At 41.4% G+C, this 22,065-nt stretch carries 23 protein-coding genes; 14 read left to right on the top strand and 9 right to left on the bottom strand.

Annotated elements, in window-relative coordinates; genetic code table 11:
• Positions 1-107: 107 nt before the first annotated feature.
• Complete coding sequence (locus B1201_RS06330) at positions 108-1,049, top strand: cation diffusion facilitator family transporter (protein ID WP_078192768.1); 942 nt, start codon at positions 108-110, stop codon at positions 1,047-1,049.
• A 60-nt stretch (positions 1,050-1,109) separates the two neighbouring features.
• Positions 1,110-2,165 (top strand): MBL fold metallo-hydrolase, encoded by a 1,056-nt coding sequence (locus B1201_RS06325; protein ID WP_078192767.1) that lies wholly within the window; start codon positions 1,110-1,112, stop codon positions 2,163-2,165.
• Between the two features lie 81 nt (positions 2,166-2,246).
• Here the strand turns inward: B1201_RS06325 and B1201_RS06320 are convergent, their stop codons facing one another.
• Positions 2,247-3,767 (bottom strand): catalase, encoded by a 1,521-nt coding sequence (locus tag B1201_RS06320; RefSeq protein WP_078192766.1) that lies wholly within the window; start codon positions 3,765-3,767, stop codon positions 2,247-2,249.
• A 1,028-nt stretch (positions 3,768-4,795) separates the two neighbouring features.
• Here B1201_RS06320 and B1201_RS06315 point away from each other — a divergent pair.
• Positions 4,796-5,083 carry a hypothetical protein gene (locus B1201_RS06315; protein WP_143221665.1) on the top strand — a complete coding sequence of 96 codons (288 nt, stop codon included), beginning with the start codon at positions 4,796-4,798 and terminating at the stop codon, positions 5,081-5,083.
• A gap of 596 nt (positions 5,084-5,679) precedes the next feature.
• Here the strand turns inward: B1201_RS06315 and B1201_RS06310 are convergent.
• A complete protein-coding gene (locus B1201_RS06310; protein ID WP_078192764.1) occupies positions 5,680-6,288 on the bottom strand; it encodes a TetR/AcrR family transcriptional regulator in 609 nt (202 codons plus the stop codon).
• 91 nt (positions 6,289-6,379) lie between these two features.
• Here B1201_RS06310 and B1201_RS06305 point away from each other — a divergent pair, with 91 nt between their 5' ends.
• The gene (locus B1201_RS06305; protein WP_078192763.1) at positions 6,380-8,041 is read left to right on the top strand and encodes an acyl-CoA dehydrogenase family protein; all 1,662 of its coding nucleotides are present in this window, start codon (positions 6,380-6,382) and stop codon (positions 8,039-8,041) included.
• Positions 8,042-8,234: 193 nt separating this feature from the next.
• Entirely contained in the window at positions 8,235-8,420 is a 186-nt protein-coding gene (locus B1201_RS06300; RefSeq protein WP_078192875.1) for a hypothetical protein, read from the top strand.
• A gap of 1 nt (position 8,421) precedes the next feature.
• Here B1201_RS06300 and ptsP read toward each other — a convergent pair whose 3' ends face one another.
• Both ptsP and B1201_RS06290 read right to left on the bottom strand, forming a co-directional pair.
• Positions 8,422-10,725: a phosphoenolpyruvate--protein phosphotransferase gene (ptsP, locus tag B1201_RS06295; RefSeq protein WP_078192762.1), complete on the bottom strand. Its 2,304-nt coding sequence runs from the start codon at positions 10,723-10,725 to the stop codon at positions 8,422-8,424.
• Positions 10,726-10,802: 77 nt separating this feature from the next.
• Entirely contained in the window at positions 10,803-11,282 is a 480-nt protein-coding gene (locus B1201_RS06290) for an RNA pyrophosphohydrolase (protein ID WP_078192761.1), read from the bottom strand.
• A gap of 181 nt (positions 11,283-11,463) precedes the next feature.
• Between B1201_RS06290 and B1201_RS06285 the strand changes: the two genes are divergently transcribed.
• The 3 genes from B1201_RS06285 (at position 11,464) to B1201_RS06275 (ending at position 13,024) form a co-directional block, all read left to right on the top strand.
• Positions 11,464-12,120, top strand: coding sequence for an HAD family hydrolase (locus tag B1201_RS06285; RefSeq protein ID WP_078192760.1), 657 nt, complete (start codon positions 11,464-11,466; stop codon positions 12,118-12,120).
• A gap of 91 nt (positions 12,121-12,211) precedes the next feature.
• Positions 12,212-12,685, top strand: a complete 474-nt coding sequence (locus tag B1201_RS06280; RefSeq protein ID WP_078192759.1) for a DUF2628 domain-containing protein — start codon at positions 12,212-12,214, stop codon at positions 12,683-12,685.
• 96 nt (positions 12,686-12,781) lie between these two features.
• Positions 12,782-13,024, top strand: a complete 243-nt coding sequence (locus B1201_RS06275) for a DUF2789 family protein (RefSeq protein WP_078189726.1) — start codon at positions 12,782-12,784, stop codon at positions 13,022-13,024.
• A gap of 199 nt (positions 13,025-13,223) precedes the next feature.
• Here B1201_RS06275 and B1201_RS06270 read toward each other — a convergent pair whose 3' ends face one another.
• Entirely contained in the window at positions 13,224-14,087 is an 864-nt protein-coding gene (locus B1201_RS06270; RefSeq protein ID WP_078189725.1) for a LysR family transcriptional regulator, read from the bottom strand.
• A 470-nt stretch (positions 14,088-14,557) separates the two neighbouring features.
• Between B1201_RS06270 and B1201_RS06265 the strand changes: the two genes are divergently transcribed.
• Complete coding sequence (locus B1201_RS06265) at positions 14,558-14,767, top strand: hypothetical protein (protein ID WP_078192758.1); 210 nt, start codon at positions 14,558-14,560, stop codon at positions 14,765-14,767.
• 128 nt (positions 14,768-14,895) lie between these two features.
• Here the strand turns inward: B1201_RS06265 and B1201_RS06260 are convergent, their stop codons facing one another.
• Positions 14,896-15,132 (bottom strand): DUF2061 domain-containing protein, encoded by a 237-nt coding sequence (locus B1201_RS06260; protein WP_078192757.1) that lies wholly within the window; start codon positions 15,130-15,132, stop codon positions 14,896-14,898.
• Between the two features lie 356 nt (positions 15,133-15,488).
• Here B1201_RS06260 and leuC point away from each other — a divergent pair, with 356 nt between their 5' ends.
• The 4 genes from leuC (at position 15,489) to leuB (ending at position 19,406) form a co-directional block, all read left to right on the top strand.
• Positions 15,489-16,937, top strand: coding sequence for a 3-isopropylmalate dehydratase large subunit (gene leuC, locus B1201_RS06250; RefSeq protein WP_078192755.1), 1,449 nt, complete (start codon positions 15,489-15,491; stop codon positions 16,935-16,937).
• A 24-nt stretch (positions 16,938-16,961) separates the two neighbouring features.
• Positions 16,962-17,612, top strand: coding sequence for a 3-isopropylmalate dehydratase small subunit (leuD, locus tag B1201_RS06245; protein ID WP_078189721.1), 651 nt, complete (start codon positions 16,962-16,964; stop codon positions 17,610-17,612).
• A gap of 109 nt (positions 17,613-17,721) precedes the next feature.
• On the top strand, positions 17,722-18,285 hold the full coding sequence (locus B1201_RS06240) for a hypothetical protein (RefSeq protein WP_078189720.1): 564 nt from the start codon (positions 17,722-17,724) through the stop codon (positions 18,283-18,285).
• Between the two features lie 41 nt (positions 18,286-18,326).
• Positions 18,327-19,406 (top strand): 3-isopropylmalate dehydrogenase, encoded by a 1,080-nt coding sequence (leuB, locus tag B1201_RS06235; RefSeq protein WP_078192754.1) that lies wholly within the window; start codon positions 18,327-18,329, stop codon positions 19,404-19,406.
• A 76-nt stretch (positions 19,407-19,482) separates the two neighbouring features.
• On the opposite strand, the gene B1201_RS06230 is transcribed toward leuB, so the two are convergent.
• From B1201_RS06230 to infA, 3 genes are all read right to left on the bottom strand, one after another.
• A complete protein-coding gene (locus tag B1201_RS06230) occupies positions 19,483-19,929 on the bottom strand; it encodes a hypothetical protein (RefSeq protein ID WP_373684764.1) in 447 nt (148 codons plus the stop codon).
• Positions 19,930-20,043: 114 nt separating this feature from the next.
• Positions 20,044-20,418 carry a hypothetical protein gene (locus tag B1201_RS06225; protein ID WP_078192753.1) on the bottom strand — a complete coding sequence of 125 codons (375 nt, stop codon included), beginning with the start codon at positions 20,416-20,418 and terminating at the stop codon, positions 20,044-20,046.
• Between the two features lie 148 nt (positions 20,419-20,566).
• The gene (infA, locus tag B1201_RS06220; protein WP_001284370.1) at positions 20,567-20,788 is read right to left on the bottom strand and encodes a translation initiation factor IF-1; all 222 of its coding nucleotides are present in this window, start codon (positions 20,786-20,788) and stop codon (positions 20,567-20,569) included.
• Between the two features lie 231 nt (positions 20,789-21,019).
• On the opposite strand from infA, the gene B1201_RS06215 reads away from it, so the two are divergent.
• Positions 21,020-22,027, top strand: a complete 1,008-nt coding sequence (locus tag B1201_RS06215) for an AraC family transcriptional regulator (protein ID WP_078189717.1) — start codon at positions 21,020-21,022, stop codon at positions 22,025-22,027.
• Positions 22,028-22,065: the final 38 nt, after the last annotated feature.

Below are 22,065 nucleotides of genomic sequence, written 5' to 3'. Positions count from 1 at the left end.
AAAACAACAAAATAACAAACAACAGCTACAGTCAGTTTGAGTACTATGGAATGAGCTATAAAATCAAATAGATCTGTTTGATAAAAATAAATTTAGGACAATTTTACATGTCTGAATCTAACAAAATCGTGGTATATGCAGCGCTCTTCGGCAATTTAGCGATTGCACTGGTGAAGTTTGTCGCTGCCTACATCACGAATAGTTCGGCCATGTTGAGTGAAGCCATTCACTCTGTGGTTGATACTTTAAATGAAATCTTACTGCTCTACGGTATGAAAAAATCGCAGCAGCCAGCAAATGCACGCCATCCGTTTGGCTATGGGAGAGAGCTGTATTTTTGGGCTTTTATTGTGGCGTTGATGGTCTTTGCTTTGGGTGCGATCGTGTCGATTTATCAAGGGATTAGTCATATTTATCACCCCGAAGAAATGCAAAATCCGATGATTAATTATATCGTGTTAGGTATTGCGATTTTGTGTGAAGGAACGTCTTGGTTTGTGGCATTGAAAGCATTTCGTAAAATCAAAGGGAAACAGGGCTATTTTGAAGCATTTCGACGCAGTAAAGATCCGACGACATTTACCGTGTTATTTGAAGATTCAGCAGCGCTGATTGGTCTGTTTATTGCCCTGATCGGTATCTATTTATCACACGCGCTGAATATGCCAATGCTTGATGGTCTGGCATCAATTCTAATTGGGGTTGTACTCGCTATTTCAGCAATTTTACTTGCACGTGAGACTAAAGGATTGCTCATGGGAGAAACTGCTGACCCACAATTGAGGCATAATGTCTTGATGGTTGCAGAGCAAGATCCAGCAGTGCATTCTGCCAATGGGGTGTTAACAGAGCAGATGGGTGCACATCAAGTTTTGGCATCTTTGAGTCTTGAATTTAAAGATAATTTAACGTCAGATGATATAGAAGCTTGTGTCAACAGAATTGAAGCACAAATTAAACAGCTTCATCCTGAAATTGTGGCACTCTTTGTCAAGCCTCAATCTCGGAAGGTTTGGCTTGAGCGCATGAAAGGTCGTCTTGATCAATAGGTCTGCGAGGTTAAATACTTTGCAAGGTTTGTCAGCATAGTGAATGAATTTTAAATACACATGAATCAAAAAACTCAATCAGCACAGTTTCAAATCAGTACTAAAAGCTGTATGAAACATACGTGGACGAAGCCTGTATTTGATTATCTGGCAACTGACCATTTTAATGGGGAAAAATTCTTTAATACCCTTCGAAATCCAGATGCATTTACGCGTAAAGATATGCTGAAATGGATCATGACGCGTAAAAGCGATACATGGAAAGTAGATCGTGAGCAAGAATACCAACAGTTTTTTGCTTCTTCGCGTAGCATTCCGCACAATCGGCCATTGGCTAAAATGGATGATTGGTTGGTTTGGTTTGTCGGACATGCGACGGTTTTGATTCAAATTGGGCCATATAATTTTTTGACCGATCCTGTATGGGCGGAGTATGCAGGCCCACGTCAAGGGACTGGACCACGACGTGCTTGTCCTGCAGGAATTGCCTTAGAAGAATTACCTACAATTCATGGGGTTTTACTGAGCCATAATCATTATGATCATATGGATTTAGCAACCTTGAATTGGTTACATGAACAATTTGCTATGCCGATTTATACTGGTTTAGGCAATGCTTATTATTTACCCACACATTTCAATGTCATTGAACTTGATTGGTGGCAATCGGAAATGTTTGAAGATTTGCGTATCGTTTATACGCCTGCACAGCATGGTTCAGGTCGTGGTTGGCGAGATCAAAATCATGCCTTATGGGGAGGTTTTTCCATCGTGCATAGTACAGGACATTTCTTCTTTGCTGGAGATACGGGCTATGCCGCGCATTTCAAACAAATCCATACACGCCTAGGTGCACCCCGAGTAGCGTTATTACCGATTGGAGCTTATGAGCCACGTCGTTTAATGAAATATTTGCACATGAATCCCGAAGAAGCTTTTCAGGCGCATAAAGATTTACAGTCAAAATGTTCATTGGCAATGCATTATCGGACTTTTCAGTTGACTGATGAAGCTAGAGACCAACCTGAACATGACTTACATCATGCAATGCGAAAAACATCAAAGTTAATGAATCCATTTTTAACCATGCATGAAGGCAAAAAATTGATTGTTTAAGGATTAATAGAAGGTAATTGGAATATTTAATGCCAAGAAAAAACCACCTTAAAAGGTGGTTTTTTTATTCAAAGATAAAACTTAAAGCAAGCCAGGATTACCTTGAGCTGGATCAGTTGCACGAGCAGCTTGCGCATCCGCTACAGTTAAGCCTAATGCTTTTGCAACACCTTCACCATAAGCTGGATCACATGCGTAACAGTTACGGATATGACGATATTTGATGAAGTCGAGTGCATCGCCCATTGCGCCAGCAGTGTTATTAAACAATGCTTGTTTTTGTTCATCATTCATTAAGTTGAATAAAGCACGTGGTTGACTGAAATAGTCGCTGTCATCTTCACGGTAATCCCACAAGTCAGCATCACCAGTAATTTTCAATGGTGGTTCTTTGTATTGTGGTTGCTCTTGCCATTGGCTGAAGCTGTTTGGTTCATAATGCGGTGTTGCACCATAGTTACCATCAATACGGCCTTGACCATCACGACGGTTGGAATGAACAGGGCAACGTGGTGCATTTACAGGAATTTGGTAATGGTTTACACCCACGCGATAACGTGCAGCATCAGCATAGTTGAATAAACGCGCTTGCAGCATACGGTCAGGTGAGAAGCTAATGCCCGGCACCAAGTTGCTTGGTGCAAAAGCGGCTTGTTCAACATCTTGGAAATAGTTTTCAGGGTTACGGTTGAGTTCGAATTCACCCACTTCAATCAACGGATAGTCGCCTTTAGGCCATACTTTGGTTAAATCAAATGGGTGATAAGGTACTTTTTCTGCATCAAGTTCAGGCATGATTTGAACGTACATTTTCCATTTTGGGAAATCGCCGCGTTCAATTGCATTGAACAGATCGGTTTGTGAACTTTCACGGTCTTTGGCAATAATCGCTTCAGCTTCAGCATCGGTTAAGTTTTTAATGCCTTGTTGAGTGCGCATGTGGAATTTAACCCAGAAGCGTTCATTATTGGCATTAATAAAACTGAAAGTATGACTGCCAAAACCATGCATATGACGGTAACCATCTGGAATACCGCGGTCAGACATCACAATCGTAACTTGGTGTAGAGCTTCAGGTAGTAAAGTCCAAAAATCCCAGTTATTAGTTGCACTACGCTTATTGGTTTTAGGATCGCGTTTTACTGCTTTGTTTAAGTCAGGGAATTTACGAGCATCACGTAGGAAGAAGACAGGGGTGTTATTACCAACTAAATCCCAGTTACCTTCTTCAGTATAGAATTTAAGGGCAAAACCACGAATATCGCGTTCTGCATCTGCAGCACCACGCTCACCCGCTACGGTAGAGAAACGAGCAAAAAGTTCAGTTTTTTTACCAACTTCTGAGAAAATTTTAGCGCGGGTATATTGGGTAATATCGTTAGTCACGGTAAACGTACCGAAAGCACCAGAACCTTTGGCATGCATACGACGCTCTGGAATTACTTCACGAACGAAATTACCGAGTTTTTCATTAAGCCATAGGTCTTGGGCAAGTAAAGGACCACGTGCACCTGCCGTCATACTGTTCTGATTATCTACAACAGGAGCACCAGCATCAGTTGTTAGGTGGGTGACAGGACATTTTTTAACGTCGTCGCTCATTGAGTATCTCCATTATTATAATCATGTATTAAAGTTGGGAGTTATAACCTTTCAATTGATAACACGCTCAACAGCACATGACATTAACCGTTTTGTTAATTCATTTTAAAGTGACAATGTGACAACAGTTTTTCTCTTATTCTAAAATTTTTCAAGCAGCAATCAATCGAAGAGAAGTTATAAAACTGTAGCCGTTAAAAGCTTAAAAATCTCTATATACTTATTGACTCTAAAGCTTTCTGTGGCTTTTGACAAATGGAAAAATAGTTTTGTATAAATGGTTAATTCGATTGATTAAGTTATTGAATTTATAATATTTATTTATATATTTTGTTTTGATATTTTATCCATGAATTAAACTCAAATATATTGCTATGATAGGTAGAAGAGGACGAAATATCTAAATCCATATTTTTATTATGGATTTTGGCCTTAATATAGGTTTTTTAGCTGATTCTAGTTAATGAAAGACATTTTTATGTTGTTAATATTGCAGAGTTTTTCAACATTAAAGACATTATTTAATACTTAAAATAAGCTAAAAATACAGCTGAAGAAATATTGGCAAGTGGATTACGTCGTTTAAAAAATGTAAATAAATTTTTATGGATTGATGCCAGTTGGTACAGCTATCTTTATTGTTGTCAGGTCAGGTGTTGTCACTCCAGCGTGTATCGATTCCTACATCATATCAACATACTAGGTAACCTTACGTGATCGCATATCGTAGTTGAGGGGGTTAATGGCGAACCCATTTTGACCTCGGGATATATTTTACTCCCAAAAGGATAAGCACTTAAACAAGACTGGACCGTATTGGCATGAGCACATGGCACGACTGTGTGGCTGATACAAGTGCTCCTTCAAGTGATTATACAATGGGCCTGTATATAGTTTGCAACTAGTCATAGATGGTGCAATCGACAGTTGTTTGAGGCATGGCTATGTAGTGGTTGCAACAGATTATAAGGACTGGGTAAGCCAAAACTGCACCCCATATGAATGTAGTTAGTTAAGTTTATAATTTGGTGCATTCTGTACATGCACTGCATTCTTGCAAGTCGAAGCAATTTAATAAAGACTGGATGGTGATGGGGCATAGTCAAGGTGGTGCAGCTGTGATTGCGGTTGCAGCTCAGGGACAAAAAGATGCGCTTGAATTGAATCTTAAAGCTGCAATACCCTTGGCACCAGGTAGTTATCAATATGAATGTATTGCTGAATACGTAGAAACCAATCCAAATCCAGATACCAATGTAGCGGCATTTTTCCCAATCGTGTTGTTGGGAGCAGCCGAAGCAGATCGATCAATGTAGATCAACAGGTTAGTCCAGATATGCAGTCTTTATTAAATCAGGGCCGTAAACGCTGTTTGTCAGAACTATAAACTGAGTTAAAACAAGCACCTCAGCCAATCTTTTAAAAAATTCAGACTTAAGGCCATCCCTAAGCTATTTAAAACTGTAGTCGATTGAATATATGACCCTAACCGTAACACTGATGTTTGTTTAAGGCGCCGCAGACCATTTAGTCGATCACCTTGGTACTCAAAGTTATTACCAGAAATTGTGCAAATAAAAATTGCCAGTAGTCTATCAGGCGATCCCAAATGGCTATCATCGGGGTGCATTAGGCCATAGTCCAAAATATACGGCTGAATTTTTAAAGAGCTTACAACTGGCCAGCATTGCAAAGGCGTATAAATGAGATAAGTAAGCTGGCAATAAAAGCATAACTTCTAAAGCACTTTTATTGAAAGATGAACCAAGTGATGAATGATTTTCTTCTACCGTAAAAATGAATTTCCTAAATATCTAAAATAACTGGTTTAAGAGCCGGTTTTTTTGTAAATAACATGACTTTATTTTATTCACCGATGCATTTGAAACGTCATTAGACTTGTCCGCGAAGTCTAATCGCGCAACATATGAATTATATCTCGCTTTAATTCATCCCATTCAGTAAAGTTGGGTACGATCAACAAGCTTTGCGACACAAAGCCATAACACACTCTTTGTATATTTAAAGCCATTGGCTTGAGCTTTTCCTCGTTATTTATAAAAGGCTTAAGCATGTGTTGCCACATTTGCACCATCATGACATAACTTTTACGGTAACTTTCAATATCTGAAATACGCCGTTCCAATAAAAACACCTGTGACCATAAAAACTGCTGTGCTTGAATTTGCTCAATTTGAAAGTGGATGATTTGCTGTAAATACTCTTGAAAATCCAAATCTGTGGATAACTTCATCAGCGATTGTGCATAAGTTTTCATCTGTTCGGCATTGTGTTTCACATGTAAATGAATGGTTAGCGCAATCAAATCTTCCTTCTTAGAAAAATATTCATAAAATGTCCCTAAGCCAACGCCTGCAAGGTCGGTAATTTCACGAATGGTAATTTGACTGGCAGGGCGCTCATGCAAAAGCCGAACAAAACTGTCCTGTAAGGCTTCTTGGGTGAGCTTTGCACGTGATTGACGCGGCTTACGCCGTATCTGAATGGCTGAATTCTTCATATTGTTAAGCGCTGAAAACCGAACGTCTATGCTTTAAATTTTCTCTATACTGAAATGAAAAGCCAACAAGAACAAGTGGAAAATATAGACGATGAATACATTAGAACAGACATGGATGACCCATCAAATCAGCAACCAATTTGATGAGCTGGAAAACTACAATCTATTTTCAAGCGATACGGTTTTACATGAAATCTTAAAACGCTATGGCAGCCATGATCAGCCGACTTTATGCGAAATGGGCAAAGTGGCAGGTTCAAGTGAATACTTTCAGCATGGGGCTTTAGCCAATAAACACACGCCAATCTTACATGCCTTCGATGCCCGTGGTCGCCGTACTGACTTTATCGAATTTCATCCCTCATGGCATAAATGGATGGGACTCAACCGCCAGTTTGATACCCATGCGCATCCTTTTAATCAGCCAAACTCCAAGACAAAATGGGTGGAGTGGGCAGCACGTTTTTATTTAGCAGGTCAGGTCGAATGCGGCAACTTATGCCCAAACTCCATGACGCTGGGCAGTATTCCACTCATTCAGCGAGAGCCTGAACTGTGGGCAAAGATTGGCGAGAAACTACTTTCGACGGAATATGATGAACGTGATGTGCCGATTGCACAGAAAAAGTCGATTTGGCTCGGTATGGGCATGACTGAAAAGCAGGGCGGTTCGGATGTACGTGCTAATGAAACTATAGCTGTGCCTGTGGCAGAAACAGGACGAGGCAAAGCTTATTTACTCACAGGGCATAAATGGTTTTTCTCTGCGCCGATGTGTGATGCGCATTTGGTGGTGGCAAAAACCGAACAAGATGGCTTGGCCTGTTTCTTTGTACCGCGTTGGCTGGAAGATGGCGCGAAGAATAATATTCAGGTACAGCGCCTAAAAGAAAAAGTCGGTAACCGCAGTAATTCAAGCTCGGAAGTCGAATTCAAAAATGCGTGGGGCATTATGATTGGTGAGGCAGGGCGTGGCATTCCAACCATTATTGAAATGGCGAATTATACCCGTCTGACCTGTTCGGTCGGTTCGAGCGCCATGCTGCGTCAAGCTTTGGTGCAATGCATTGCTTATACCCGTCAGCGTCAGGCTTTTGGTAAACATTTGATTGAACAACCCTTAATGCGTGCAGTTTTGGCAGATTTGGCTTTAGAGAGTGAAGCAGCGACGCAGCTCAGTTTCCATTTGGCGCAGTGCTATGAATCGGATGATGCCTTGTCTGTGGCATGGAAACGCATTATGACCCCAGCAGCTAAGTTTTGGATTTGTAAACGTGCAGTCGAACTAACTGGTGAGATGATGGAAGTTTTTGGCGGCAATGGCTATGTTGATAACGGCATCATGGCGCGCATTTTTAAAGAAGCACCTGTGAATACCATTTGGGAAGGTTCAGGTAATGTTATGTGCCTAGATGTGCTGCGCGCGATTGGGCGTGATCCTGAATCTATTGAGGTGCTGTTTAAAGATTTGGCCAGTACAGCAAGTACAGATGAAAGCTTGCAAACAGAATTGCAGGACTTGTTCAGGTTGTTCCATCAATCGCCTGAAGATTTACAATTTATGGGGCGCAGTTTGGTCAGTCGTTTAACGGTACTTGCACAAGCGGTGTTATTGAAACGCTATGCGCCTGATTATGTAGCAAATGGTTTTATTCAAAGCCGTTATAGCGCTAAACACGGGCAAGTGGTGGGGATGTTGGATGCCAAAATGGTCGATGTAGAGCGTTTGTTGGAACGGGCTTTCGCAAGTTAAATACAATGTATTTCCCTCTCTTAATGGGAGAGGGTTTTGGAGATGGGAATAATGTGGGAAAACAATTTTTTATGGACATGGGACTAACTACGCTGTATCAAAAAGCCATAGGAAAGTGCTTGAAAAAATCTAAAAATAGACCAATATATGCACTACAGCACGAAGGTGCTGTATAGGCAAAAGGTGAATGCAAATGGCAAAGAAAAAAGTCCTGCCAGAAGTTGAAGTTCGCAACTTCGTGGCAAAACACATGAATGATTTTAACAAAAGCCAAACTTTTGTAGATCGAAAGAAAAATGCGAAACGTGGCTATGACAAGCACAAAAAAGGGAGATACTCAAATGACTATCTCCCTTTTTATTGGTCTGTATTTTTATAATTTAACTGACTATTCGTGTCGCTGATTTCACCATATCACCTAGACCATGAGTCTTAAAGTAATACTCCATTAAGCTTTTCACCATCAGTGGATTATTCATGCTTAAGGCACGATCCAAGAGCTCTTTTGCATCTGGCATCGGCACATGGCAGATGGCTTTACGAACTTTCAGGATATTACTCGAACTCATCGATAGGGTATTAAAGCCCATTGCCATCAATAAAATAGCGGTGAGTGGATCACCAGCCATTTCCCCACAAATACTAATCGGCTTGTCGTATTTATGACATTCTTGCACCAAACGAGTCAGCGCACGAAGTACGGCTGGGTGTGAGTGTGAATAGACATTGGCAACACGTGGGTTATTACGGTCAACCGCAAGTAAATATTGGGTTAAATCGTTTGATCCGACCGAGAAGAAGTCAACCAATTCAGCAAATTCAGCAAATTCATCGATCTGTAACAGCACACTCGGCACTTCGACCATGATGCCGATTTTGGGTTTGGTAATTTTCACCTGTTCTTCTTCTTGCACCGCTTGCCAGTCACGATCGAGCAAATACAACGCTTCTTCGACTTCGCTGACACTGGTCACCATCGGCAGCAAAATATGCAAGTTGTTCAGGCCAATACTGGCTTTGAGCATTGCACGAATTTGGGCTGAAAAAATCTCAGGATGATCAAGGGTAAAGCGAATCCCACGCCAACCCAGTGCAGAGTTTTCTTCTTCAATCGAGAAATAAGGAAGGTCTTTATCTGCACCAATATCGAGGGTACGCATCACTACGGGTTTATTGGCAAAATGACTGAGCTGTTGACGGTAAATCGCCCGTTGTTCTTCTTCACCTGGGAAGCGATCACGCAGCATAAATGGAATTTCAGAACGATATAAGCCTACACCTTTGGCGCCACGTTGTACACCGCGAACTACATCGATCATCAAGCCGGTATTTACAAACAATCGAACCGCGACGCCATCAGGGGTGATGGCATCTTTGGTTTCGTATTGCTTCAGATCTTTAGCAATTTGCTCTTCTTCTTTTTGAATCTCTTTATAACGTGTGCGTAAACGACGAGGTGGATTGATGAATACACGACCTTGATGTGCATCGACAATCATTTCGACATCATCGAGGGTGTTAATTGGCAGTTCAGTCACGCCGACTACAGTAGGAATGCCGAGAGCACGCGCCACAATCACCATGTGTGAGTTCATGGCACCTTCAGTGGTCACAATCGCTGCGATTTTATCGACTGGGAGTTCAACCAAGGCAGCTGTAGAAATTTCTTCACCAATTAAAATACTTTCATCGGTGATTTCACGGTGACTGGCATCTGCTTCTTGCAAAAAGGCTAAGATACGACGCCCCAGATCTTTTAAGTCTGAAACACGCTCACGGAGATAGTCATCTTCCATCTGTGCAAAGAGCGCAATGTGTTTATCAATGACAATGCGAACAGCACCTTGTGCCCAGTTACCGTCGCGAATTTCACTTTTGATTTCCGCGGGGAGGGCATTGGCATCGAGCATCCGTAAGAACACGCTAAATAATGCCCGTTCTTCAGCCATGAGGGCATCTTGCATTTTTTCATCAAGCGACTGAATTTCCTGACGAACTGCGTCTATGGCATTGTCGAGTAATTCGAGTTCCTCACTAATGTCATCGGCTTCACGATCAGGGACTGACGCCAAGTCAGCAGGTGGATATAGGATAACTGCCCGACCTAGGGCAATACCGCCTGAACCTGAAATGCCTTGGAAGGTTTTGTACGCTGGCAGATTATTTGGCTTACGAAAGACTTCGATATTGCCGACGGCATGTGCATGGGCAATCACCCCTGAAAGTTGAGCGCATAGGGTCACGAGGAAGGATTCAGCAGCTTCGCTAAAGTCTTGAGGTTCTTTGTTTTGAACCACCAAGACACCCATAACTTTACGGCGATACATTACCGGAACACCGAGGAAGGAATTGTAAATTTCTTCTCCCGTTTCTGGCAGATACATAAAGCGTTCGTGTTTGGGAGCATTGTCTAAGTTGACGATTTCTTCACGTTGTCCAACTAAGCCGACCAAACCTTCACTGGTATGCAAAGAGACATGCCCAACGGCTTCAGGGTTTAAACCCTTAGAAGCCATCAGTAAATAACGATGGTTTCGTTCATCAAGCAAGTAGATTGAGCAGACATCCACATGCATGGCTTCTGCCACTTGATTGACCATTATGTCTAAAGATTCATGCAAACTGGCTGACGCATTAATCTCTTGGACTATGCGTCTTAATGTATCCAGCTGCATGTTCGACATCGTGTCTGCTCCAAAATTTATTCTGCTTTATTTATAACAACACTCATCCTAAAAATCTGCATCCATTCTGCAAATTTTTACGGCTTTTGTGGAAGCTGACTGCACAGTTCCACCATGGCTTTACGATATACATCGCGTTTAAAATTCACCACTTGTCCTAGTGGGTACCAATAGCTGACCCATTGCCATTGATCAAACTCAGGTGGATCTGACAAATCAAGCTGAATATGCTGTGCTGAAGCTGTCAGTTTCAATAAAAACCACTTTTGCTTTTGACCAATACAAACGGGGGCTGAATCGGTACGTATATACCGATGTGGCAAACGATAGCGCAACCACCCTTGGGTTTGTGCTATCACCTGGACGTGTTCGGGCAGTAAGCCAACTTCTTCTCTCAGCTCACGGTAAAGTGCCTGTTCGGGGGTTTCTCCATGTTGGATACCTCCTTGTGGAAATTGCCAGGCATTGTGACCAATGCGCTTTGCCCATAAAACTTGTCCAATGTCGTTTGCCAAAATGATCCCGACGTTGGGTCGGAAACCTTCTGAATCGATCATTTGGCTACCTAAATATTGTGTAATTTATGACTTTGCTCGCGGGGACGTTTATTTCTGTGTCCATCTCGAAAAAGCAAAGTGTAAAAATGTTAAAATTGTTATGATCTTAACGAATTTCTATCGACTAGCGGAGATAGATTTACAATTTTTTTCTTAAATTTCAGCTTTTACGAGTATTTTCATGAAATTGGCACTGTTTGACCTTGATCACACCTTATTAAATACCGACTCAGACCATTCTTGGGGGGAGTTTTTGGTCAATGAAGGCTTGGTTGATCCAATTCGTCATCGTGCCATGAATGACAAATTTTATGATGATTATAAAAAAGGCCAGCTTGACCCGATTGCCTATAACGAATTTGTATTTGAGTTTTTAACCCAACATGACAATGCCTACTTAACTGAGTTACATCAGTTGTTTATGAAAAAAGTTATTCGTGCGCAAATGCGTCCAGAGGGCTATGCTGCCATTCAGCGCCATCAAGATGCAGGGCATCAATTGGTCGGGATCACCGCAACGTCTGATTTTATTACCGCACCGATTTTTCGTGAATTCGGCATTACTGAAATCATTGCGACCAATGCCGAAATTGTGAATGGTAAATATACAGGTAAAGTAATTAATACTCCGTGCTATCAAAAGGGCAAATTAGTCCGTTTGAATCAATGGTTAGAAGGTCGTGATGTTACAGAGTCTTGGGCCTATTCAGATTCAATCAATGATCGATTCTTATTGGAATATGCGGATCATGCAATTGCAGTTAATCCAGATGATCGTTTAGAGGTCCTAGCAAAAGAACAAGGTTGGGACATTCAAGACTGGTCAATTCAAGCCTAAAGATGAACATGAAAAAAAGCATCTTGAGATGCTTTTTTTTTGATGTTCTTTTGATTAACCCTCAACTCACTTATTTGAACTATCGCTCCGTATGCAGACAGAAGCTTCTTTTAAACATTTAATTCAAATCTTTATTGGGCCACGTGCTCAATCTTATTTAAATTTCATTGAACAACAAGTTGGACAGAACAATGGTCTGAGTTGGGCAGGGCTAATTTTTGGACCCTATTGGTTACTCTATCGAAAGATGTACCGCTATTTCTTCTTATTCTTTGCGGTTGGTTTTTTGATTAGTATGTTGGCACTCATCATTGGTGTGCCTGATCAAGTCTTGATGGGGCTAGCATTGATTCCTAACGTCGTACTCGCAGGGATCGGAAAGCGTTTATATAGCGATTTTGCGGTGCAAAAGACCAAAGCCTATATGCAGCAGCCAAAATATAGTGAACAGGTGTTTGCTGAAGAAGGGGGAGTGAACTGGGGGCTACCTTTATTGTTGGTATTTATTCAATCTGTCGTGATGATTATGCTCAGTTTGCCTTTTATTCAATTTTCACCGCTATAGAATTCTGTAATTGAGTGCGTGTTCATTCCATGTTATATCCTTAAAACAGAATAATTTTGTATCCATAAACAATAAGTTTTAACAGGGAGAATGACAATGAGTGTACGTCCACGCATGACTCATCTATTTGAACAACTGGGTTTAGATTCGAGTGAAGACGCGATTGCTTTATTTATCGTGACGCATCAACTCAGTGCCCAAACTAAAATTACCGAAGCAGATTATTGGACAGATGCTCAGCGCCAGTTCTTGGCCGAAAAAATTAAGTCAGATGGTGAGTGGGCGATTATTGTCGATCAATTGAATGAATCATTACATGAAGATTCGTTGACGAAGTAAAACTGACGGGTCTTCCTTGGTTTTTTTAATGGGATCGGCTGAAATAGGCGATCCCATTTTTAATGCAAAATAAATTTAAGCGACCATTCAACATATAGAAAATCATTCGCTTTTTCTAGATGCTTAAACAGATGAATATAAAAAGCCACCATAGCAGTGGCTTTTTTAACGATTAAATATTGTAGGCAAAAAAATTCGATTAGATGTGTTTCATCAATTCAACCAGCTTTTGTGCAGCAAGTGACTGAGTACGGCCTGGGTGCCATACCATGCCCAATTGACGATTCATGTTTGAAGGTAAATTCAATTGTTTTAAATCTTGGTTCAATAAGGTTTTAGGAAGAACTGACCAACCGAGACCAATGGAAACCAACATGCGAATCGACTCAAGTGAGTTATTGCTCATGGTGACTTTTGGCTTGAGTCCATACTTTTCAAACTCAGCCAAGGTAATTTGACTGGTATAGGTTTGCGCCGCAGGTAAAAGACTTGGGTATTGGATCAAATCTTCTAAGGTCAAATGTTCAACTTGCGCCAAAGGATGGAACGGTGCAACCACGAATACCAATGGATCATTCCATGTCGTGATGTATTTTAAACGGCTGTCCCCTTGTGGCGGTAAAGTCAAAAATGCCAACTCTAAGTCGCCAGCTAAAACTTGCTCATGGGCTTGTTCAGAATCAACAAAGTGTACATCTAAGGTCACTTCTGGAAATTGCTGTACGTATTGACGCAAATGAGCCGGTAAATGGTGTAAGCCGATATGATGGCTAGTACCAATTTTCAGTTTACCTTGAACCTGACCTTGCTCATGGCTGAGCGTATGGTGAATATCGCCCAACTCATTCAACCAGCTCTTCACTTTTGGTAAGAGAGAGTTTGCTGCATGCGTCGCTTGAACACCACGACCAGCGGATTCAAAAAGTTTGACACCAAAGTATTCTTCTAAACTGTGAATACGCTTGGTCACAGCAGGTTGCGTAATGAAGAGTTGATCTGCTGCCAAAGAGATCGAACCAGTTTCCATAACTTTTACAAAGGCTTCAAAGGCTGCGAGATTCATCTTCATTCCTATAAAGAATTTTTATGCTTAGTCTCATTGTTATAATATTTTAAGAATAAATCAAAGGGAAAGTTGTATCTTTTGATTTAAAACTAGGCGTTCAAGCCAGATGACCCTTTAAATCTGAGGGGATTTTCCGAGTTCTATAGCGTTATTCAAGTGCTTGATTGTTGCATGATTCGAGATGGAGCTGTGACGTTTTCAGCTCAAATGCGTTGTTACAAAGTTGTTTTTTAAACCGAAACCACAGTTATGCATAATATAAAAAATACAGGGCTGGAAAGTATTTTTAACCGTTTGAATTAAAGAGGAGAGATGGCTTTTCTTTTTAACTCAGCTTTAAACTAGAACAAAAAAATGAGTTCAAGGTTTGATGGCTTGGGGAACATAGTTTTCAGTGAATAATTAAAGCAACAGGTACAGTCAGGGCGGCATCGATTAGCGATGTTTTATCTCACAGGGAGAAGGCGATGGATATTAAACACATTAAAAATTTATTGGATATTTTTGAAGTGACAGTCGAAAAGCGCTGTGCGATATACGAAATCGCAGACGATGAAGACGAAGAAAACCGTGCAGCTGCCGAGTGTAATGCGGCAAAAAACAAACTGATTCTTGCGATAGAACAATTGATCGAGGCGCATGATCAGCTGGTTTTACAACAAAAAACCAAGCTTTGATGATCTGTCTACAATTGAATCTATAGGATGAAATGAATAGAAAGTTAAAGTGGATAGAGTAAAAAAACGTTTGAAGATCATTAAAAAACCACCGTGATGGTGGTTTTTTTACAAGGAGCAGGGTTGGATTAAGCGGGGATATTTTCCTCTACAGCTTTATCTTTCTTTTCCCATGCTTTTTCGTGGAAGAAAAAGGCAACCGCTTGAACAGTTGGTTCAAGTAAACTTAAGGTAATAGCCATTGCAATACTGCCTGTCACGTAATAACCAACCAACATCGCAACCGTGATATGCATGATGTAATAGCTCAAGGTTTTTTTGAACATGCGCTGATTATTTTCGACGAACTTGTTAATGTGTGCCATGAGAATGCTCCTTGTTAAATTGATAAATCTTGGCAATGAGTTAATAATAATGATTCTTATTTGCAATGTAAAAGAGAAAATTCAATTTATGATCATTGAATTTCTAAATCACTGCCTAAAAATGGCAGAAAGTGAACAAAAAGTCGGAGAAAATTCTAAAGTTCCATCGGCTGAAAGTATTGAAGTGAGCGTGTTTTAAACGCATTAATGGTCTTTAAAATGCTGCGGAAATCAGCAATTAAATATCATTCCTATAAGTTTTTAAACTAATAAAAATGATAAATTAGATTTATGTGAATACGTGGTTATAATCGATTTAACGAAAGAATTTACCCAGTCCAGTGGAGCAAATCGACATGGCAGGCGAAACCCAAAAAGCGGAAACCCAAACAAAAAAAACCTTGTATGACAAATTGTGGGATGACCATCTAGTAAAACAACGAGATGATGGCTCTTCATTATTGTATATCGATCGTCATTTATTGCATGAAGTGACTTCTCCACAAGCTTTTGAAGGTCTACAACTTGCAGGTCGTAAACCATGGCGTTTAAGCGCTAACGTTGCAACGCCAGACCATAACGTACCTACGTCTACTAAGGAGCGTGCTGAAGGTATTGCGGGTATTGAAGATGATACTTCACGTATCCAAGTGCAAACCTTAGATGACAACTGTAAAACATTTAATGTTGCCCAGTTTGACATCAACGATGTACGTCAAGGGATCGCGCACGTGGTTGGGCCTGAACAAGGTTTAACCTTGCCAGGTATGACCGTAGTGTGTGGTGACTCACATACTGCAACGCATGGTGCTTTTGGTTGCTTAGCTCATGGTATCGGCACATCGGAAGTTGAACACGTGTTGGCAACTCAATGTTTAGTTCAAAAGAAAATGAAGAACATGTTGGTGCGTGTTGACGGTCAATTGGGTCATGGCGTTACTCCTAAAGACGTGGTTTTAGCGATTATCGGTAAAATCGGTACGGCAGGTGGTACAGGTCACGCGATTGAGTTTGGTGGTCAAGTATTCCGTGATATGTCGATTGAAGGCCGTATGACTGTATGTAACATGGCGATCGAAGGTGGCGCACGTGTCGGTATGGTCGCAGTCGATGAAAAAACCATTGAGTATGTCAAAGACCGTCCATATGCACCGAAAGGCGAGCAATGGGATCAGGCGGTTGCGTACTGGAATACCTTGCACTCTGATGAAGGCGCCCACTTCGATACAGTCGTGGTGTTGCAAGGTGAAGAGATTGAGCCACAAGTGTCTTGGGGGACTTCTCCTGAGATGGTGATTCCTGTATCTCAAGCAGTGCCAACTTTAGAACAAGCTAAAGATGACGTACAGCGTAATGACTGGACACGTGCATACAACTACATGGGCTTAGAAGCGGGTCAGGCATTGGCTGATATTCAATTAGACCGTGTATTTATTGGTTCATGTACCAACTCACGCATCGAAGATATTCGTGCAGCGGCTGAAGTGGTCAAAGGTAAAAAAGTGGCGGCATCGATTAAGCAAGCCATGGTGGTACCGGGTTCAGGTTTAGTCAAAGCACAAGCAGAAGCAGAAGGCTTAGATAAAATCTTAATTGAAGCAGGCTTTGAATGGCGTGAGCCGGGTTGCTCAATGTGTTTGGCAATGAATGCCGACAAATTGCAACCAGGTGAGCACTGTGCATCGACGTCTAACCGTAACTTTGAAGGTCGTCAAGGCAATGGTGGTCGCACGCATTTGGTGAGTCCAGCAATGGCAGCAGCTGCGGCAATCGCTGGTCACTTCGTTGACGTTCGTACCTTCTAATCAGGGCTAATAGGAGCAAATCGCATGAAAAAATATACCGTTGAACAAGGTATCGTTGCACCATTAGACCGTGCCAATGTGGATACAGATTTAATTATTCCAAAACAGTTTTTGAAATCTATTAAGCGTACTGGCTTTGGTGCCAACTTATTTGATGAGTTGCGCTATTTGGATGAAGGCTATTTAGGTCAAGACATTTCAAAACGTCCAATTAACCCAGATTTCGAATTGAATAAACCACGTTATCAAGGTGCATCGATCTTGATTTCACGTGCTAACTTTGGTTGTGGTTCAAGCCGTGAACATGCGCCATGGGCGTTGGAAGAATATGGCTTCCGTACCGTGATTGCACCAAGCTATGCGGACATTTTCTTTAATAACAGCTTTAAAAACGGCATGTTGCCAGTGATCTTGTCTGAAGAGATCGTCGATCAGTTGTTTAAAGAATGTGCTGCATCTGAAGGCTATCAATTAACCATTGATTTGGCTGCGCAAGAAGTGCGTACACCGAGTGGTGAAGCATTTACATTTGAAGTCGATCCATTCCGTAAACACTGCTTATTGAATGGCTTGGATGATATCGGTTTAACTTTACAAGCAGCCGATGATATCCGTGCTTATGAAGAAAAAACCAAAGCATCTCGCCCTTGGGTATTTGCAGAAATTAAAGCTTAAGTCAGTGTCACTGTAGAACTTCTTAGTAGTCAGTCGGCTTAAGTCTTGCTAATATCAGGCGAAACAAAATTTATACGTTAGCCAGAATTTATCAGGTTGGGTTCGAAAAATGAAAAAGTTCTTCGGTCAGCTGGTTGTAACGGGAGCGCTGTTCGCAACGCTCTCTGCCTGTCAAAGCTTTGACACGGCACGCATTAAAAATGTGAAAGAAACTGAAAGTACAAAAAATAATGCTCTGATTTACTGTGCAGGTACAGCGCATTGTGAATTTGAGCGTTTTGATCAAATACAGGTGGTTGATCCAAATAATCAACATGTACAACGTGCTGCGATTAAAGCAGGTATTGTACGGTTGAATGGTCGTTCATTGTCTGAGCCTAATCCTTTGTATTTGTCCGTACCTTCAGGTCAGCATGAAGTCGTGATTCGCTATTATCCTATTTCTCAGGAAAAAGCAGAGCGCTTGCATGTCATTCACAACTTTAGGTCTAAACACGAGTACACCTTTAAAATGTACCGTGAGCGTTCAAAAAACAGAGGCAGTTTACTAGATAAATCTGCGCCTGATCCGCTCTGTGTAGACTTAAAGCAAGGTGCAAAAACGATTCGACGTTTCTGCCGACCCTACAATGTCCTCACAGGACTTGGTGAGTTTGTAGAAAAGAAACTTTAAATCTGACTGGTAATCAAGCCAGCGTATAAATGGAAAGACTCATGTCAAAACATATTTTGATTTTACCAGGTGATGGTATTGGTCCTGAAATCGTGAAAGCGGCTGAACAAGTGCTGACACGTGTAAACGAGAAATTCAACTTAGGTTTGACTTGGGAACAAGGTCTTTTAGGTGGTGCAGCGATCGACGCGCACGGTTCACCTTATCCAGAAGTAACAGCAGCACAAGCGAAGACTGCTGATGCGATTTTATTGGGTGCAGTGGGTGGTCCTAAGTGGGATACTATTGAGCGTTCAATTCGTCCAGAACGTGGCCTATTAAAAATTCGTTCAGAATTAAATTTATTTGCTAATTTACGTCCAGCCATTCTTTATCCGCAGCTTGCAGATGCGTCGAGCTTAAAACCTGAAATCGTAGCAGGTTTGGATATCTTGATCGTACGTGAGTTAACTGGCGGGATCTATTTCGGTCAACCACGTGGTATTCGTGAACTCGAAAACGGTGAAAAACAAGGTTTCAATACTGACGTATATGCAGAATCTGAAATCAAGCGTATTGCCAAAGTTGCTTTTGAAATGGCGAACTTACGTGGTGGTAAGGTATGTTCAGTGGATAAAGCCAACGTACTAGAAGTGACTGAGCTTTGGAAACAAACTGTAACTGCATTAAAAGAAGAGCAGTATCCTGAAATTAACTTGTCTCATATGTATGTTGACAATGCTGCCATGCAATTGGTCCGTGCGCCAAAACAGTTTGATGTGATCGTGACTGGTAACTTGTTCGGCGATATCTTGTCTGATGAAGCGGCGATGTTAACCGGTTCTATCGGCATGCTGCCATCGGCTTCTTTAGATGAAAATGGTAAAGGTATGTATGAACCTTGCCACGGTTCAGCACCAGACATCGCAGGTCAAAACATTGCGAACCCATTAGCAACAATTCTGTCTGTTGCTATGATGCTACGTTATACCTTCCGTGAAGAAGCGGCGGCAAAAGCAATTGAAGATGCTGTAGGTAATGTCTTAGATCAAGGCTTACGTACAGGTGACATCATGTCAGAAGGCAGTACTCAAGTCGGTACTGTTGAAATGGGTCAAGCTGTAGTTTCTGCTTTGAACTAATGTTAAATCTAAAAAAACGCAGCGTTTATGCTGCGTTTTTTTGTGCCTAGAAATTATCAATCCTAGAATTGATGCGCTAACAGGTGCGACCAGTTAATCGGACATCAGTTGCAATATTATGCTTTAAGCTAAATTGAATAAGGCAGTTTAACTCAACCTCATAGCGTGTATTTCCACTGGGAATCGGCACAGCAGCGCCGCTGCCCATGCCCATCGCAGGATTTTCCGTCATCGGTAAAGGAATACTGATCGGGCGTGCAACACGATAACGAAGGTAGTCTGAACTGACCTCTACGGGAGAGGTTCTTTGATAGCCGAGTTTGCTGAGATTAAGTTCTGCTTGAATCATTTGGCTCGATTGACCAATAAATGAGGCTAAATAGCGTTCACGTTCGACGGAGGATATCGTTGATGTCGTGGTACAACCAGCCAACAATACGATGCTTAGAACGCATCCCATGCTCAATATCGGGCGAATAAAACGCTGATCTTCGTAAACCTGATGTTCTAAAATAAATTTCATGGGTCAATTCCTCACGAAATAAATTCAGTTTAATCAGATCGGTCTGTATAACACTGTAGTCATTTGATACACGGTCATCCGAGCAAGATTAGCCTCTAGTATTCTCATGCAGGATCAACAAGCTCTGCCAACATAGTCAATGGATTCAACTATTTGATTGCGTAATTTAAACTCGATTTTACATTCCATATCGACAGTGACACCACCTTTAGACGGCGTTGGGATAGGGGCGCCCATGGCTATACTGGTGCCGATATTTGGTGTACCAATCGGGATTGGCATCGAGCGTAAAATGGTATAGCTAAGTTTTTCGTTGCTTTGTACGGGTGCTCCCATCACTTTATACCCCAATTGACTCAAGTTGAGCTCTTTACGAACTTGATCAGCTGGCTGTCCAATATAGTGTTGTAGGGATTGATTGAGTTGCTTTTGGCCTGTCGTGGCGCAAGCAACACAAAAGATAGCACTGACTAATCCTAGATGTTTCATATGATTTTATGTCCTTATATTTTGAATTTTATAATCGAATTTTTATGTTTTTAGACTGTAAAGCAAATTTGCAGTCAATTTTTATCATTGTATTGAAATAAATACAAAAAAAGCCACTGATAAAGTGGCTTTTTCGCTTCGCTAAAACTTAGCGCGCACGGTAAGTGATACGACCCTTAGTCAAATCATAAGGTGTCATTTCTACTTTAACACTGTCGCCAGTCAAAATACGGATATAGTGTTTACGCATTTTGCCAGAGATGTGAGCAATCACTTCATGACCGTTTTCTAAACGTACACGGAACATAGTATTAGGAAGCGTCTCGGTGACAACGCCTTCGAACTCGATGAGTTCCTCTTTATTGGCCATAGCCTACCTGAATGAATAAATTAGCAAGGCGCAAATTATAGTCAATTTTTTTTCAGAATACAAGCCGTAAAAGGCTTTGAACTGATCGACTGTCAGTAAAATAAGCGAACAATTTAGTTAAATATTTTCAACAAAAAATGCGCAGTAACTGTTGTCAGTTTGGTCAATCGCAGTTAATCTAAAATCAATCTTTTTAGGTATAAATGAAGTACATACAAGGAAGGTTCTGGAGTGGGTCAGCTAACTGATGCATCTGTTGTGTTGCGTTTAGGGTATCAAGCGATTCGTCGTGCCGGATTGCCAACAGAAGAAATTTTAACAAAAGCGGGTGTGGCATTAAATCAGGTTGAAACCAATGACCGTACCCCATTGAATGCACAATTTGCATTCTGGGTGGCTGCAGAAGAAGTCAGTAAGGATCCTGATATTGGTTTGCATCTGGGAGAGCATTTGCCTTTGTATCGAGGGCAGGTGATTGAACACTTATTTATTTCATCTGAGAATTTCGGTGAAGGTTTAAAGCGGGCTTTGGCCTATCAACGCCTAATTAGCGATGCCTTTCATGCGCAATTGGTGATTGAAGATGACCGCTGCTATTTGACCAATGGTCATCAGCCTTGGGCAGAAAATATCGTGAATCGTCATTTTTCTGAATGCGCGATGTCTGGTGTTTTGCGTTTCTTTAAGTTTATTACTGAAGGGCGTTTTCAGCCGATTTATATCGACTTTAACTTTAGTCAGGGCGCGCCAGATGATGAGTATTTCCGTGTTTATGAATGCCCTGTGAGCTTAGGGCAGAAAGAAACCCGATTGTATTTTGATCCGGCTATTTTAGAGTATCAATTGTGGCAGGCAGAACCTGAGTTATTACAATTGCATGAGCAGTTGGCGATTGAAAAACTTCAGGAGTTGGCGCGTTATGATTTGGTCGGTGAAGTTCGCCGTGCTATTGGTTCAACGCTTGAAAGCGGTGAAACCACACTCGAAACGGTCGCTGCGCAGCTCAACATTACTCCGCGTCGTCTACGGACTCAGTTGTCAGAAGCCAATACCAGTTTTCAGCAAATTTTGTCAGACTATCGCTGTCGTTTGGCTAAAAAATTATTGGCCAATACCAATGAAAGTGTGGAGCGCATTGTGTACTTAACGGGTTTTTCTGAGCCAAGTACGTTCTATCGCGCATTTAAACGCTGGACCAATGAAACGCCCGTGGAATACCGTAAGCGGAAGCAGCGTTAAGGTTGATCTTCGATAAAATCCTTCCCTAAACAGAATCC

This window comes from Acinetobacter sp. ANC 5600 (assembly GCF_002018395.1).
Lineage (GTDB): Bacteria > Pseudomonadota > Gammaproteobacteria > Pseudomonadales > Moraxellaceae > Acinetobacter > Acinetobacter amyesii.
The sequence above is the reverse complement of the archived record's forward strand: the minus strand, read 5'-3'. Positions and strand labels throughout refer to the sequence as shown.